This is a genomic window from Campylobacter ureolyticus ACS-301-V-Sch3b, from assembly GCF_000413435.1.
GTDB lineage: Bacteria > Campylobacterota > Campylobacteria > Campylobacterales > Campylobacteraceae > Campylobacter_B > Campylobacter_B ureolyticus_A.
Map to the genome: position 1 here is coordinate 103,947 of NZ_KE340328.1, position 15,528 is coordinate 119,474.

9 protein-coding genes are annotated in these 15,528 nt (G+C 30.0%); 4 read left to right on the top strand and 5 right to left on the bottom strand.

The genetic code is table 11. The features are described 5' to 3' along the window. Positions 1–16 precede the first annotated feature (16 nt). Positions 17–2,557, bottom strand: coding sequence for an alanine--tRNA ligase (gene alaS / locus HMPREF9309_RS07840; RefSeq protein ID WP_016647405.1), 2,541 nt, complete (start codon positions 2,555–2,557; stop codon positions 17–19). 174 nt (positions 2,558–2,731) lie between these two features. Between alaS and HMPREF9309_RS07845 the strand changes: the two genes are divergently transcribed. Both HMPREF9309_RS07845 and hemH read left to right on the top strand, forming a co-directional pair. Beyond that, a complete protein-coding gene (locus HMPREF9309_RS07845) occupies positions 2,732–3,604 on the top strand; it encodes a Gfo/Idh/MocA family protein (protein WP_016647406.1) in 873 nt (290 codons plus the stop codon). Further along, positions 3,601–4,542, top strand: coding sequence for a ferrochelatase (hemH, locus tag HMPREF9309_RS07850; RefSeq protein ID WP_016647407.1), 942 nt, complete (start codon positions 3,601–3,603; stop codon positions 4,540–4,542). Before HMPREF9309_RS07845 ends, hemH begins: the two co-directional genes overlap by 4 nt. Positions 4,543–4,562: 20 nt before the next feature. Here hemH and HMPREF9309_RS07855 read toward each other — a convergent pair whose 3' ends face one another. The 4 genes from HMPREF9309_RS07855 to HMPREF9309_RS07870 form a co-directional block, all read right to left on the bottom strand. Further along, the gene (locus HMPREF9309_RS07855; RefSeq protein WP_016647408.1) at positions 4,563–6,374 is read right to left on the bottom strand and encodes a peptidoglycan D,D-transpeptidase FtsI family protein; all 1,812 of its coding nucleotides are present in this window, start codon (positions 6,372–6,374) and stop codon (positions 4,563–4,565) included. A gap of 49 nt (positions 6,375–6,423) precedes the next feature. Beyond that, positions 6,424–7,086 carry a leucyl/phenylalanyl-tRNA--protein transferase gene (gene aat, locus HMPREF9309_RS07860; protein WP_016647409.1) on the bottom strand — a complete coding sequence of 221 codons (663 nt, stop codon included), beginning with the start codon at positions 7,084–7,086 and terminating at the stop codon, positions 6,424–6,426. A 34-nt stretch (positions 7,087–7,120) separates the two neighbouring features. Beyond that, positions 7,121–10,243 carry a cytochrome c biogenesis protein gene (locus HMPREF9309_RS07865; protein WP_016647410.1) on the bottom strand — a complete coding sequence of 1,041 codons (3,123 nt, stop codon included), beginning with the start codon at positions 10,241–10,243 and terminating at the stop codon, positions 7,121–7,123. Between the two features lie 81 nt (positions 10,244–10,324). Beyond that, on the bottom strand, positions 10,325–10,753 hold the full coding sequence (locus tag HMPREF9309_RS07870; protein ID WP_016647411.1) for a hypothetical protein: 429 nt from the start codon (positions 10,751–10,753) through the stop codon (positions 10,325–10,327). Between the two features lie 471 nt (positions 10,754–11,224). Between HMPREF9309_RS07870 and HMPREF9309_RS07875 the strand changes: the two genes are divergently transcribed. Both HMPREF9309_RS07875 and HMPREF9309_RS07880 read left to right on the top strand, forming a co-directional pair. Next, entirely contained in the window at positions 11,225–13,315 is a 2,091-nt protein-coding gene (locus HMPREF9309_RS07875) for a multiheme c-type cytochrome (protein WP_016647412.1), read from the top strand. Positions 13,316–13,378: 63 nt separating this feature from the next. Continuing rightward, a complete protein-coding gene (locus HMPREF9309_RS07880; RefSeq protein WP_016647413.1) occupies positions 13,379–15,469 on the top strand; it encodes a rhodanese-like domain-containing protein in 2,091 nt (696 codons plus the stop codon). Positions 15,470–15,528: the final 59 nt, after the last annotated feature.

Below are 15,528 nucleotides of genomic sequence, written 5' to 3' on the forward strand. Positions count from 1 at the left end.
CTATCAATTTCGTTTGTTAAGATAGTTTTTCCTTTATATATTTTAGACCAAATTTCAAAGCTTCTTTGCTTTTTGAGATATCTTTTCCACCAGCTGTTGCAAAGTCATCTCGTCCGCCACCATTTCCACCGACAATTAAAGCAGTTTGTTTTACTAAATCCCCAGCTTTTATAGGAGCATTTTTAACTCCTGCACAAAGTGTGATTTTATCATCTTTGATATTTTCAAGTAAAACTACAACCTTTTCATATCTGTTTTTAAGCTCATCAATTTTAGTTTTTATATCGCCATCAAACTTGCTAACTATGACGCTTACTCCATTTATATTATGAATTTCAAGCTCTTTATTGTTTGAAGTTTTTTTAAGTTCGTTTTTAAGCTCTTTTATCTCATTTTTAAGCTTATCAATGGCAATAAGTGGTTCGTTTGATTTAAGCTCTGAGTTTATTGTCTCTAACTCATCTCTTAAGTGGTTTGTGTAGTTTATCACTTCTTTACTGCAAATTGCCTCTATTCTTCTAACTCCAGCACTTACACCACTTTCTTTTGTAATTAAAAATGCTCCAATTTCAGAACTGTTTTTTACATGTGTTCCACCGCAAAGTTCTTTGCTAAAATCACCAAAGCTTAAAACTCTTACTTTACTTGCATATTTTTCTCCAAATAAAGCAATTGCACCACTTTTTTTAGCTTCACTTAGTTCTAGAATTTCAGTTTTAGCAGGAATAGCTTTTAAGATTTCAAAATTTACCAAATTTTCAACTTCTTTAATCTCTTCAAAACTCATAGCTTTTGGATGAGTAAAATCAAATCTTAATCTACTTGCTTCTACGCTACTTCCAGCTTGAGATATATGATCTCCTAAAACTTTTCTTAATGCTGCGTGAAGTAGGTGAGTAGCACTGTGGTTTCTTTTTATCATCTCTCTTTCGTATCCAACAACGGCTTTTATTATTTGATTTGTTTTGAAATTCTCAGCTGCTTTGACAAAAGATAAATTTAGATCAAAAAATTTCTCAGTTTTTAAAACTTCACTTTTGCTAATAGTGCCCTTATCGCCGCATTGTCCGCCACTTGTTGCATAAAATGGAGTATTATCTAGCATTATCCAGCCATTTTCACCATTTTTAAGTTCATCTATTATTTTAAAATTTTCATCTAAAATAGCTAAAATTTTAGCTTCACATTCTATTTTTTCATAACCAACAAAATTATTTTTACCAAATTTTTCTAAAAGATTTTTAAAGTCACCTTCTGTTTTTGCCTTATCCCCACTTCCTTTCCAACTAGCTTTTGAGCGGAGTTTTTGTTCTTTCATAAGTTCATCAAACTTAGCCTCATCAACTTTTAAATTTGACTCTCTTAGCATATCAGCAGTTAAATCAAGTGGAAAGCCATAAGTATCATAAAGTTTAAACGCAACTTCGCCACTAAAAATATCTTTTGTGTTTTTAAGCTCTTCATTAAATAGCTCAATTCCAGATGCTATTGTTGTATAAAATCTTTCTTCTTCAAGTTTTATAAGCTCTTTTACAAACTCTTTTTTATCATTTAAGTAAGAGTAGTGTGAACCCATAACTTCACACACAATATCTACTAATTTATACATAAATGGCTCTTTTAACCCAAGTAAATATCCATGTCTTACAGCTCTTCTTAAAATCCTTCTTAAAACATATCCGCGACCCTCTTTATCAAAGTTTGTGCCTTGAGCTAGTAAAAACACAGTTGATCTTATATGATCTGCGATAACTCTATAACTTGCTCCTTTGTCGTATTCGTATTTAACACCTACTAAACTCTCAATTTTTTTAATTATTGGCATAAAAAGTGAGCTATCAAAGTTGCTAAAAACTCCCTCTTTTATAGCAACAACCCTTTCAAGTCCCATTCCAGTATCAATGCTTGGTTTTGGAAGTTTTGATACATTTCCTTTTTCATCTTTTTCAAATTGCATGAAAACTAAATTCCAAATTTCCAAAAACCTATCACCATCGCCACCCATATAATCTTCATCAGAGTGAAATTTCTCACTTCCTTGATCATAGAAAATTTCACTACATGGCCCACAAGGTCCAGTTTCTCCCATGGCCCAGAAGTTATCTTTATCTCCAAATTTATAAATTCTTTCTTTATCAATGTGAGTTTGCCAAATTTCATAAGCCTCATCATCACTTTCATGAACTGTTACATAAAGCCTATCTTTAGGAAGTTTTAAAACCTCAGTTATAAACTCCCACGCATAAGAAATAGCTTCTTTTTTAAAGTACTCTCCAAAGCTAAAATTTCCAAGCATTTCAAAAAAAGTATGATGTCTTGCGGTGTATCCGACATTATCAAGGTCATTGTGCTTTCCACCAGCTCTTATACAAGTTTGGCAACTTGTTCGAATTGGTGGAGTAGGGCGAGGAACTTTTCCTGTAAAAATATCTTTAAACGGAACCATTCCCGCGTTTGTAAAAAGTAATGAGTCATCATTTGGTACTAACGCGGCACTTGGAACAACCTCATGCCCTTTGCTTTTAAAAAAATCTAAATATGCCTTTCTAACATCCATAAAATTTATCCTAACTTAATATAAAATTTTTAAAGCTCATTTTATCTAAAAATTATTAAATTTAAGCTTTTTGAGTTAAATTTGAAGTTTATTTAGCTAAATTTAAGGTTAGAAAACTAAATATTTATTGAGTTAAGATATAATATATTTTAAACAAAAAACTCAAGGATTTTGATGAAGAAAAAGATTTCGATAATTGGGCTTGGAAAAATCGGTAAAAAACATTTTAGCGAGCTTAGAAGATCTGATTATTTTGAACTTGTTGGAATCTGTGATAAGGATGAAAAGCTTGATAATTTTGCAAGATTTGAGTTTTTTAACGATATTGAAAATATGTTTGTAATTTCAAAGCCGCAAGCTGTAATAATAGCAACACCATCAAAAACACATAAAGAAATCATTTTAAAATCTATGAAGTATGTAAAAAATATATTTGTTGAAAGTCCCTGTACTGAGAATTTAGAGCAAGTTAGAGAGATGCGCTATGCAGCAAATACAAGCCAAACAAAAATAGCTGTTGGATTTAATGAAAGATTTAATCCTACTGTAATATCTCTTTTAAGGGAATTTAAAAAAGAAAATGAAGAAATATATTCTATTAGTATTATTAGATCTTGTGATTGTGGTGAAGATATAGATATAATAAACGATTTGCTTTTAAAAGATTTGGACTTAATAAGGTTTATTTTAAAAACTGAAATTAGTAATATTGATGTTAAAAAATCATCTTTTGAAAATAAAGAAGTTGTTTCATCAAATTTAAAAACTAAAAATGGAATTTTAGTTAATATAATTTCTGGATCTTTATATCCTATAGATAGAGTTTTTATGGAAATTTCAGCTAAAAGTGGTGTTTATCTTGCTGATTTAGTAAATTTTACACTTCATAAAATTACAATGAATGGAAGAGTAAATTTAAGAGTTGAAAATGAGGATTTTTCCATAAGAAATGAACATAAGTGTTTTTTAGATGTTTGCGAAAATAAAGAGTTTGGAAATTTAGCAAGTATGGAAGATGTGATAAAAATAAGGGAGATTTTAAGATGAAAAAAGTAGTTTTACTTCTAAATATGGGAGGACCAAATAATCTTGATGAGGTTAGTGTTTTTTTAAAAAATATGTTTAATGATAAATATATTTTAAATATTAAAAATGAAAAACTAAGAGATAAAATTTCATCACTAATAGCGTTTTTAAGAAAAAAACCAGCAACTAAAAACTATGAATTAATTGGCGGAAAATCACCACTAGTTGATACTACAACTTCTTTGGTTGAAAAACTATCTAAAACAAAAGATTATGAGTTTGATTTTATTATGCGTTATACTCCGCCATTTGCAAAAGATGTGCTTGGAAAGTATAAAGGATATGATGAGATTGTGTTATTTCCTCTTTATCCACATCATTCTACTACAACTGTTGTTTCTAGTTTAGAGGATGCAAAAGATTGGATTAATAAGCTTAATATAAATGCAAATATAAAAATAATTGATGTATTTTTTAATGATTTGGAATATAATAAAATCATAATTGAGTCAATAAAAAATGAAATTTATGGCATAAATGAAAATGAAGTTTCTGATATAACTTTGATTTTTTCAGCTCATTCTTTGCCAGAAAGCATTATAAAAAATGGTGATTTATATGAAAGAAATGTCAAAGCTCATATTGATATTTTGTCAAATTTGATTAAAAAAGAGGGCATTAACTTTAAAGATATAAAGCTGGCTTATCAATCTCGCCTTGGACCAGTAAAGTGGCTTGAGCCAAATTTGAGTTTTATTTTGCCACTTTGTGTTTCAAAAAAAGCTTTGATTTATCCACTTTCATTTTGTATTGATAACTCAGAAACTATTTGTGAGCTTGATATAGAGTATAGAAAAATAGCAAATAAAAATGGCTTTAAATACTACAGAGTTTGTAAATGTCCAAACGATAGTGATGAATTTGTAAATTTCATAGCAAATAAAGTGCAAAATTTATAAGGTAAATTTCTAAATTTGCCTTAGTCTTTAATGCTATTTAAAATTTCGTGATCAATTTCTTCAAAATTTTCATCTTTAAAAGGCTTTAAATAATTATCTTTTATAAGCAGATCAATTATTTCTTTAAAAACAGGAAGTGCATTTTGTGCTGCGTAGTAACTTCCTTTTTTAGGCTCTCTTACTAAAACACCTATTGTATAACTTACATTACTATCATTTGCAAAACCAAAAAATGAGCTGTTATAAAGCCTTGTGTATTCGCCTTTTTGGGCTATTCTTGCAGTTCCTGTTTTGCCACCAATAACAAGTCCTTTTGTTATTGCCTTTCTTCCAGTGCCTTTATTTACAGTTTCTATTAATATATGTTTTATAGCATCAGCTGTTTTTTTAGAAATTATCTCTTTTTTAAAAGGTTCATTTAAATTATAAATTTTTCCATCTTTTTGCAGGTATTTTACAACTCTTGGAGTTATCATAACGCCATCATTATTATAAATAGCAAAAGCATTTAGAATTTGCATAAAAGTTGCTTGTAAACCATATCCATAACTAATAGTTGCTTTAATTGAATTGTTTTGTAGCATATTTAAAGTTGGTATATTTCCAGCTTGCTCATAAGGCATATCAATACCTGTTTTATTAGATAAATTATATTTTAAAAGCCCTTCGAAAAGCTTTATATTATCTAGTTTTGAAGTGATTTCTATCATTCCTATATTTGATGATTTTACAACTACATCTGTTGCGCTTAGACTTTTTTGTGGGTTTGTGTCTTTTATAATTCTCGAGCCAAGCTTGTATGAGCCATTATGTGTGTTTATAATATCATTTAAGCCAACTTTATTATTTTCATATACAATTGAAAAAATTATTGGCTTTATTACTGAACCTGGCTCATAAGGATATTCAGTAGCAGTTAAGTTTAAAGCATCATAATCTTTTCTTGTTATATTTGATGGATTATAACGCATAGATGTTGCAAGAGTTAAAATTTCTCCAGTTTTTGAGTTCATAATAGCTGCTACAATTTCAGTTGCATCGTATTTTAAAGCATTTTTGCTTAGTAAAAGTTCAATTTCTTTTTGAAGCTTTAAAGGGATATTTAAAACAGCATCATAGCCATCTTCTCTAATTGATTTTATGGAGTTTTTTTCAATTATTATATTGTTTCCTATATCTCTTGGGCCTTTTAAAATTTGATCTTTTGTGGCAAAAAGATAGTAATCATAAAATTTTTCAACACCCTTTACACCTCTTGCTCTTGTTATATCATCGACTTCAACTTTTTTTATATATCCTAAAAACGGACTCATGCTATCATCTGCTAGATAGCGCCTGTTTTCTCCACTTTCTATTATGCTCATTCCAATTGGTGGGTGAAGTTTTTCATCTTTTGTCATAAAAGAGATAAAAACTTTTTTTTGGTTTAATGTATGAGCAAGTTCTTTTAGATGAGTTGCTATTTTTGGATTGATTTTGTAAGATAAAACTACTCTTCCTTTAGTGTTTTGAATCAATTTTTTAACTCTTTTTGGGTCATCATCTGTATAAATAGTATAAAGCTTTACAAAAAGATCAAGCTTGTCTTTATTTATACTTCTTGTATCAATTTCAACTTTATAAAGCTTTTGTGATCTTGCTACTTTATAGCCATCAAGTGAGATTATACTTCCTCTTACTGCACTAGTTTTATCGCTACTTTGAAGTTTTGGTAAATTTCTTTGTGAGCTTGACCAATAAAATACAATTGTTAAAAAAATTAAAAGTATTGCAGGAGTAAGTAAAAATTTAATTATCCAGCTACTTAATTTATTGTCTTTTTTTCTTTGCATCAAATTTCCCTAGATTAAAACTATAATTATATAAATTTAAACTTAGTTTTTAGTTATAAAAAGGTTTAAATTTTTTAAAATCCAAATTAGTGTTTTCATCTATAAGTTTATAGTAAATTGTTAAAAACTCTTTTTGAGAAATTTCTTTTGCGCCCATAAATTTAAGATGAGGATTTATAACTTGAGCATCAATTAAAAAACCATATTTTTCAAGATTTTTACCTAAATTTATCAAAGCCACTTTTGAGGCTTCTTTTTTTATGCTAACCATGCTTTCTCCACAAAAAACTTTACCAAAAATAAGCCCATAAAGCCCTCCTATTAATTCATTTTCAAAATAAACTTCAACACTGTGAGCTATGCCTAAATTTGCAAGTTTTATATATGCTTTTAACATTTCATCGTTTAGCCAAGTTTCATTTTTATCTCTTGATTTATAACATAAATTTATTAAAGATGTAAAGTCATGGTCAAATTTAACTTCATATTTTTTTAAAAATGGTTTTGTTGATTTATGTAGTTTTATTTCATCTGGAAAAAATATAGCTCTTTTTTGCGGAGAGTGCCAAATTATCGGATCTCCTGGCATAAACCAAGGAAAATATCCACTTTTATAAGCTGTTATTATTGTATTTGGTTTCAAATCCCCACCAATGCAAAAAGATGCCTCTTTTGGAAGCATGGCAGGGTTTGGAAAAATATATTGTTTCATATTTTAATTAAAAGGACAAAAAGTCCTTTTAAATTTAAAGTTTTTGTGCATCTTTTCGCTTAAAGTATGCAAGAGTTGCTAAAATAACCATAACAAGCATACTTACCCAGATTGATTTTGGAACTGGTATTGATTCTCCACTAGCGTAGCTATGAAGTCCTGAAAGGTAAAAATTTACTCCAAAATATGTCATCATTACGCTCCAAAACGCAAACATTGAAGCTACTGCAAACCAATATTGTGAGTTTGCACCTTTTAATAATCTCATGTGAATTACTGCTGAGTATATTAAAATAGTTATTAGTGACCAAGTTTCTTTACTATCCCAACCCCAATATCTTCCCCAACTCTCATTTGCCCAAACTCCACCTAGGAAGTTTCCAGCTGTAAGTAAGCAAAGTCCAAAAATTAAGCTCATTTCATTTATTCTAGTTGCTTCTAAGATATTTCTTGCAAGCTCATTGTCATTACCAGGTTTTTTAATGATAAATAAAAATAGACAAAACATTGCTAAAAGCATACTTAGTCCAAAAAATCCGTAACTTGCGGTTATAACTGAAACATGTATTGTAAGCCAATATGAGTTTAAAACTGGAACTAAAGTAGTAATTTGTGGATCTATGTGACTAAGATGAGCTACAAAAAGCGTAATTCCTGCCATTATTGATGTTAATGAAAGAGAAATTGCCGAGGTTCTTGAAAAAATTATGCCACTAAAAGACAGAGCCCAAGCTATATAAACTAGTGATTCATAAGTATTGGACCAAGGCGCGTGGCCTGAGATATACCACCTAAGACCAAGACCTGTTGTGTGAAGTAAAAAAGCTATGATATTTACTAAATAAACTGCCTTAAAGGCAAAGTTCATATTTAAATTTGGACTCATCATTCTTAAAAATACAAAGATTAAAAGTGCAAAGCCACCAAGCAAATAAACAGGCATTAATCTTTTAAAAATATCAAGATCGTTAAATAAAACTTCAAATTTAAGCTTGTTGTATGATGGAACTACCTTTGCTCCTATTTTGTTTTGATATTTTTTTATAAGATCAAGTGCTTTATTAGCCTCACTCCAATTACCGCTTTTTTGAGCATCAAGAACTGACATTGTGTAGTTTTGAAGAACCATTTTAGCTCTTTTTTCTTCTGCTGCACTAAAATTTGTCATAACTCCGTAAGCTGCATACCAAGTGTGATTAGGATCATTTTCTTTTGGAATTATTTTAAAGATTGATTTCATTAAAGTTGCATAGTAGATATTAAATCTTTCGTCAACTTTTATAACTTCTTTATCAAATTTTGTTCTTGTGTTTGGAGCTTTTCTATTTGTTTGTTCTGAAATAAGACCAAGTTTATAGTATGATTTTCCATTTTCATCAGTACCAAAAAAATCTTCAAACGAAGCATGAGTTTCATTTGGCTTTAGACCAAGAATTTTTTTAAGCTCATCATCGCCTATTTTTACAAATTTAGTATGTTGCCAACTTTCAGGATTCATAGTTATTGAAAGCATAGTTTGAACGGCATTCATTCCTTCAAAGCTTTTACCTTTATAAACTTTGCGTAAAATTTCATTTGCCATTGTATCAAATGGCTCCATTCTTCCATCAAATCCTTGCACTACTAAAGTAGCAGCTTTTTTGGCGTGTTCTTTATCTATATTTGGTATATTATTTGCTTTTAAGTTATTTGCTGTAAAAAAGCTAAAAAATGCAACTAAGATAAGACTTAATGCTTTTTTATTTACATTATTATTTTCTTTTTTAACAGTTTTTCTATCTCTTGAACTACTTTTATCTATAAGTCTTGCAAGCTCTAAAAATCTTGAGTTTTTGTTAAAGAAATTTAAAAACATTCCAAGCATTAAAAGAAAATATCCAATATAAGTAGGAATTTTACCAGGGTCTTTGTTAACTGATAAAATAGTTCCTTTTTCATCTAAATCATAAGAGCTTTGGAAAAACCTAAATCCACCATAATCCAAAACGTGGTTCATATAAATTTCATAATCCATTTTAAAATCTCCATCTTCTACTACAACCTCACTGCTATATCCAGAAGGCGAATTTGAACCTGGATATCTATCAAGCTTAAAATCTTTTAGATAAATACTAAAAGGAAGTTCAATCATTTTTGGAGACCAAGCAAATTTAAACTCTTTCCCTCCAACTGTATAGATTCTTGCAAAATCCCCGAAAAAGGCAAAAACCTCTTTTGTTTCACCATTATATGTCAAATCACCAATTATGGCATTATTTCCTTTTTGAGTCATTGGAACTGATTTAACTCCAAGTTTTGCTTTTGCAAGCATTGTTGTTGGGGCGAAATTTACACCATCAATTGTGTATAATCTGTGTTTATTAAAATCAATTTCTGTATTTTTTTCAAGTTTTCCATCAGTATTATCAGACATTTGAAAGTATTTTATATCTTGATTTGTTTGCATATAAAATTTGCCATCATCTTTTAAGTAAATTTTTATAAAATTATGCTGTTTTGACTCATTGTTAAAAGTAATATCTAAATCACCAATTGGTAAAATATCTCCACTATTTAAAGTAATTTTTCTTTTATTTTTATCATCTGAAAAAAGAATCTCTACAATAGGCTTGCCATCATCTGCTTTTATCCAGCCTAAGTCCCCATTTAAAACTAGTTCTTTATATTTAAATACAGCATCTTTTTTTCCTAAATCAAGCTTCATATCAAAGCTATTTTTCTCATCTGTTGCTATATATCTATTTACATCTTTTGAGATAGTTTTACCTTTTTCATCTTCACTAATGAGTTGGATGTAAACTTCCCTTGTTGAGACTAAATTTGTTTTTGTATGCTCTCTTATGTGCATTGAGCCTTCTTTGCCGAAGTAGTGAGTTATCGTTGCACCTACAAAAATTACAATAAAACTAAAATGAAATAAAAAGCCAGGTAGCTTTTTAAGTCCATAAATTTTGTATTTAATCATATTGTAAATTAAATTTATAGTAAGTAAAAGCATTATAAGACCAAACCAATTACTTCTATATATAAATGCAAACGCAGCATCCGTTCCTTTTACACTCTCAACTATTGTAGCCACAGCACAGGCAAAGGCAAATATTAAAAGTAGAGCATTCATTGCCCTAATACTTAAAAGTCCGCGCAAAAATTTTCCCATATATCTTCCTTTAAGATTTTAAAATAAGCATAGATTTTATTGTAGAATTTATAACATTTGACATATAAATTTTAAACTTTATTATTTAACCCTAACAGGCATAAATAAAAAGTCATAAATTCTCCATTTCGCATCTATCATATGCAACACTATGTTTTTTTCAAAAATATGATTTTGTTTTTTGTAATTTGATGTAAGTTTTACAACTGCAATTGTAGGACTACTTTGATCTTTTAAATAATCAAATTTAAGCTCAACAACATCATCATTTCTCTTATAGTCATAATCTATATAAAAAAGATCTTTTCCGCCATTTTTTTCTTTAAATTTATCCATATAATCAAGATTGTTTTTTGGTGCTAAGAGTTTTTCAGCTTCAGTTATTTTACCTTCTTCACACAACAGTATAAAATTATATACAACATCAACAGGGTCTTCTTCATTTATTTTTTTAGAACATCCTGTTATAAATAAAAAAACAAATAGAGCTAAAATGAGTTTTTTATACATTTTTTATCCTTTTAAATTTTTAGTAAGATTTATCTTACCTTAAATTCATAAATATTAAAATAAGCGTAAATTATCTCTTTTTATGGCTTATATTTTACTTAAAATTTTTATTTAAACAGATAATAAAATATTTATTGTTAAAATTTTATTAATATATCATAAAATATATTATATTTATAAAAAATATATATTATTTATATCAAAATATAATTATGTAATCATTTTGAAACGAAGTATTTTAGCATTTTGCACTTCATTATCAAAAATAATTATTTAAGGCTAGATATAAATAATTTATTTGCATAAATTGTTTATTTTAAAGTTAAATTCAGTAAAAATTAAATAGAATACTAACACATTGTTTGAGATATTAAACAAAAGTTAATAAATTTTATATTTTTGCTTAAATATCTTTAAAATCATTGTAAATTATAAAAATGAGTAAATGAAAGTTTATCAAGGAGGATACTCATGAAAACAAAATGGTTTAAAAAGGCATCACTTGCCTGTTTTATGGTTTTGTTTGCAGGAACGGCCTGTTTGCAAGCTGAAGAAAATGCTTCAATGCAGAATGTACCTGTTAAAACAGAGAAAAAAGTTAGTGAGCCAACACTTGCTGATAAATATCAAGAAGAGATGAAGCAAAATTTAAAGCTTTATCATGATGAAGACCCACTACTTCCAGGTAAGCCAAGAACATTGGAAGACTATGTAAGAGGAGCAGATACTTTTTTTGATATTTTAATCGATCAACACCCAATGTTTAAGTACGAAAAAGCAGGTAGACTTAGAGGTAAATACACAATGAGCGATAGGCAAGAGGAATTTGTTGAAATAAACAAAGGTCCTAAATTTGCTGAAAGAGCAGGGTTAGCTCATGCTGCTGTAACATATAGACTTGGAATGGAATCAATTTTGGATTATCCAAATAAATTTGTAGGACCAAAAAAATGCGGTGAGTGTCATCCAGCTCAATATGATCAATGGCAAAGATCAAGACATGCAAAAGTTGTAAGATTTCCTGATGAAATGTCAGAAGTTGGTGGAGCAGAAGGTCTTAAAAAACCTATGTATAATTCACCTTCTACAATATTGCCTTTAGGAATTTATCCTGATGATGTTTATGCGGTTATTGGAACCCCTAGAACAAAATATGGATTTATTGATAGATGGTTAGTTAGAGGAACATACCATGTTCAAGAGGGTAATTTAAGTGATTTAAGTGGATATTTAACAGCTGGTGGTAACCAATTCTCAAGACTTTGGTCTGAGCACATTACTCCAGATATGGCCAAAAAAATAGCTGAATTTAGTCCAGGTTTCCCAACTAAAATGGAGGATTTTGCACATTCAAGATCAACTGTTTGGGGTACAAACTCATATGGTTCAAAATATGCTGAAACTATGATGTTTCAACCAGCTAGTTCATACTGTGAAGTTTGTCATAGCTTTAAATTTGATTTTAAATCAAAAGAAGATTTTTATAATGCAATAGGTGATGCAAAAAAACTTAGAGAACATACTATTTCGCAAGGTATTAGCTGTGAGGAGTGCCATGGAGCAGGAGCTCACCTTTATGGTGCAAGAGGTGCCGGTATGCCATCAAATTGTGAAAGATGTCACCAAAGATTTGCTTATCAAGACGATGAAAAAAATCCAAATCCAAGAAAACCATTTAACGTTTATTTCAAATCAAGCTGTCCAGCTTGTGGAACAGAGGGTTCTCAAATGTATAGCTCACTCCACTATGATAAAGGTATGAGATGTACAACTTGTCATGATCCACATGAAGTTACAGCAAATGATTGGACAACAGAATATACAAGAGTTGGACTTAAAAAAACTTGTCAAGATTGTCACGAAACTCAAGCAGAGTTTTTCAAAGCAATGGGTGGAATTCATGCAAAAGATAATTGTACTGGATGTCACATGCCAAATATGATGAGTTGTGAGAACTTTGCTGCTATTCAAAACCCTGATAAAGCAGGATTTGATAACGTTAGAGCAAGCCATATCTGGAAAATAGATATTCACCCAACAAGAAAATCAATCAACCCACCTGAAGGCAAACCAAGAGACCCACTAAAAGTAAAAGGCTGGAGAATGGAAAGAGATCAAAACGGTAGATTCTTTGTTGACTTGATGTGGAGTTGTGGTAGAACAAGCTTTAGTGATCCTGATTTAGTTGAACCAGGTGCAAGTGGATGTCATAGCCCTGTTCAATCAACATTGCCAAATGACTTGAAATTTACAAATCAAGAGATGATTTATGAAAAAGTTATGGCATGGCAAACTCCTGTAAAAGAGGGATACGAAAAAATTAAACAAGGCTTAAGAGAGTTAGATAAAGCTTTAGCTAATTCTCAAGGTTTAGATATTGAGAAAAGATCAAGAGCAATATTCTTAACAAATGAGGCTAATAAAATTAAGAAAAAACTTGAAGATGATGGTGCTTGGGGTGTTCACGGACCACAATATTCAAAGAAAATTGTTGATGAGGCGTTAGTATATATAGAGCAGGCTCAAGATATACTAAAATCAACTAAAACTACTAGAAAATAGAGTAGCCTTCTAAAAAGTTTGGCTTTAATTAGCCAAACTTTTAGGTATATTTAAGGATAAGAGATGAATAAATTAATTAAAAATATATTTATTGCTACTTTTGTGGTTTTAGCTTCTATGACTATGATCCCAAAAGCTCATGCCTCTGGTGATGGAAGTATGGCTTTCGTAGATGGTGTAGTGCCTATTAGCATTTCAGAAGCAAAAGAGCTTATGAAAGATGGTGCATATATCTTTGATGCAAATGAGCTTGAAGTTAGACAAGAGTATGGGCACATTGAAGGTGCTGTTCATATAAATGTAGATAATTGGGAGAGATTATTACCAAAAGACAAAGATGCTATCATTATAGTTCATTGTTTAAACAGAATTTGCTTTATAGGCAGTGAAGTTGCTTTGGAGATGCAAAAACTTGGATATAAAAATGTATATGTAATGATAGAAGGAATCGAGCAGTGGATATTAAGTGGTAATCCAGTTGTAAAAGATGCAGTAGATCCAGCTGAACTTAAAAATAAATATTTAGGAAACAATAACTGGGAAAAGTCATCTAAAGTAACTGACTACACCGATACAATCCATAGACAAATTTTATTTGGTGAAATTCCTTCATGTAGAGATTGTCACGGTATAAATGTAGGAAGCGATGCAAAAAGTATCAATGTTGATTTTGCAAGTCTAAGAAAAAATGTAAATAAAAACTGTATGTCTTGTCACGATGATATTGGTGAAGAATTTAAATCAAGTATTCATAGCAGTATTGCAAATACTAAAAAAGGACTTCCATTATGTTCTGATTGTCATAACATACATATGGGACCAGCAGTTTCAAGCATAAATATGAAAAAATTTGCTGATAAAAAATGTGGAGATTGCCACCAAAAAGAACAAGCCATGTATCATACAACTTTCCACGGTAAGGCTATGCTTTTAGAAAATCCAGGAAAGGCTATAACTGTTGCAGCTTGTTATGATTGTCACGGAACACACAATATTTACTCTGTAGATGATGCTAGATCAACACTTTACAAAGGTGAAAAAAGAACAGAAACTTGTGCTTCTTGTCACCCTGGCGGAAATCAAAATTTCTCAGAGTTTATGGCTCATGCTGATCATACAGATGGCAAGAACTATCCAGTATTAAATTTTGCTTATAAATTTATGACAGCACTTATTATAGTGGTATTTGGATTCTTTGGTATTCATACTTTATTGTGGTTTATAAGACTTACAATGACAAGAATGAAATATTCAAAAGAATGGAAAGAAGCTAAACATAGGGCACATTCTGATAAAGTAAAGATTAAAAGATTTACAGGATTCCATAAAGTTCAGCACTTCTTCTTAGCAGCAAGCTTTTTGGGATTAGGCTTTTCAGGTATGCCACAAAAATATCATACAGCTGATTGGGCTCAAAGTATGATTGATTTAATGGGTGGACCAATTGGTGCAACTAAGATTCACCACATTTCAGCGTTTATAATGCTAGCTGTTGTGTTTAGTCACTTCGTAGAGATAATCGTAGTTGCTTATAGAAATAGACAAGCTGTAATTAATCCAAATACTGGTAAATTTAGTTGGAAAATTTTCTGGAGAAAATTCTTTGGACCTGATTCATTAGTTCCAAATTTCCAAGACTTTAGAGATTTGAAAAACAATTTCTTATGGTTTATCGGTAAAAAAGATAAAATGCCTCAATTTGACAGATGGACATATTGGGAAAAATTTGACTATATTGCAGTTTTCTGGGGTATGTTAATCATCGGTTTATCAGGGCTTATGCTTTGGTTCCCAGTTACATTTACAAAAGTTTTACCAGGACAAATGCTAAATCTTGCTACATTCTTACATTCAGATGAGGCGTTGCTAGCATTAGGATTTATATTTGCAGTACATTTCTTCCATACACACTTTAGGGCAAATAAATTCCCTATGGATACAGTTATTTTCTCAGGAAATTTAACTGAAGAAGAGATGAAACAAGAAAGAACTCCTTGGTATAATAGACTAAAAGAAAGTGGTAAATTTGATGAATTAATCGTTAAAGATGACAACTTTGATAAGTGGAAATGGCTTGCTTACATAGTAGGTTATGCGATGCTTATAACAGGTATTATTTTCTTATTGATGATAATTTATTACTACATTTTCTAATTTTTAAGCCACCTTTTTAAGGTGGCTTTTTTTAAAAAATCTTAAATCACACAAAGTCT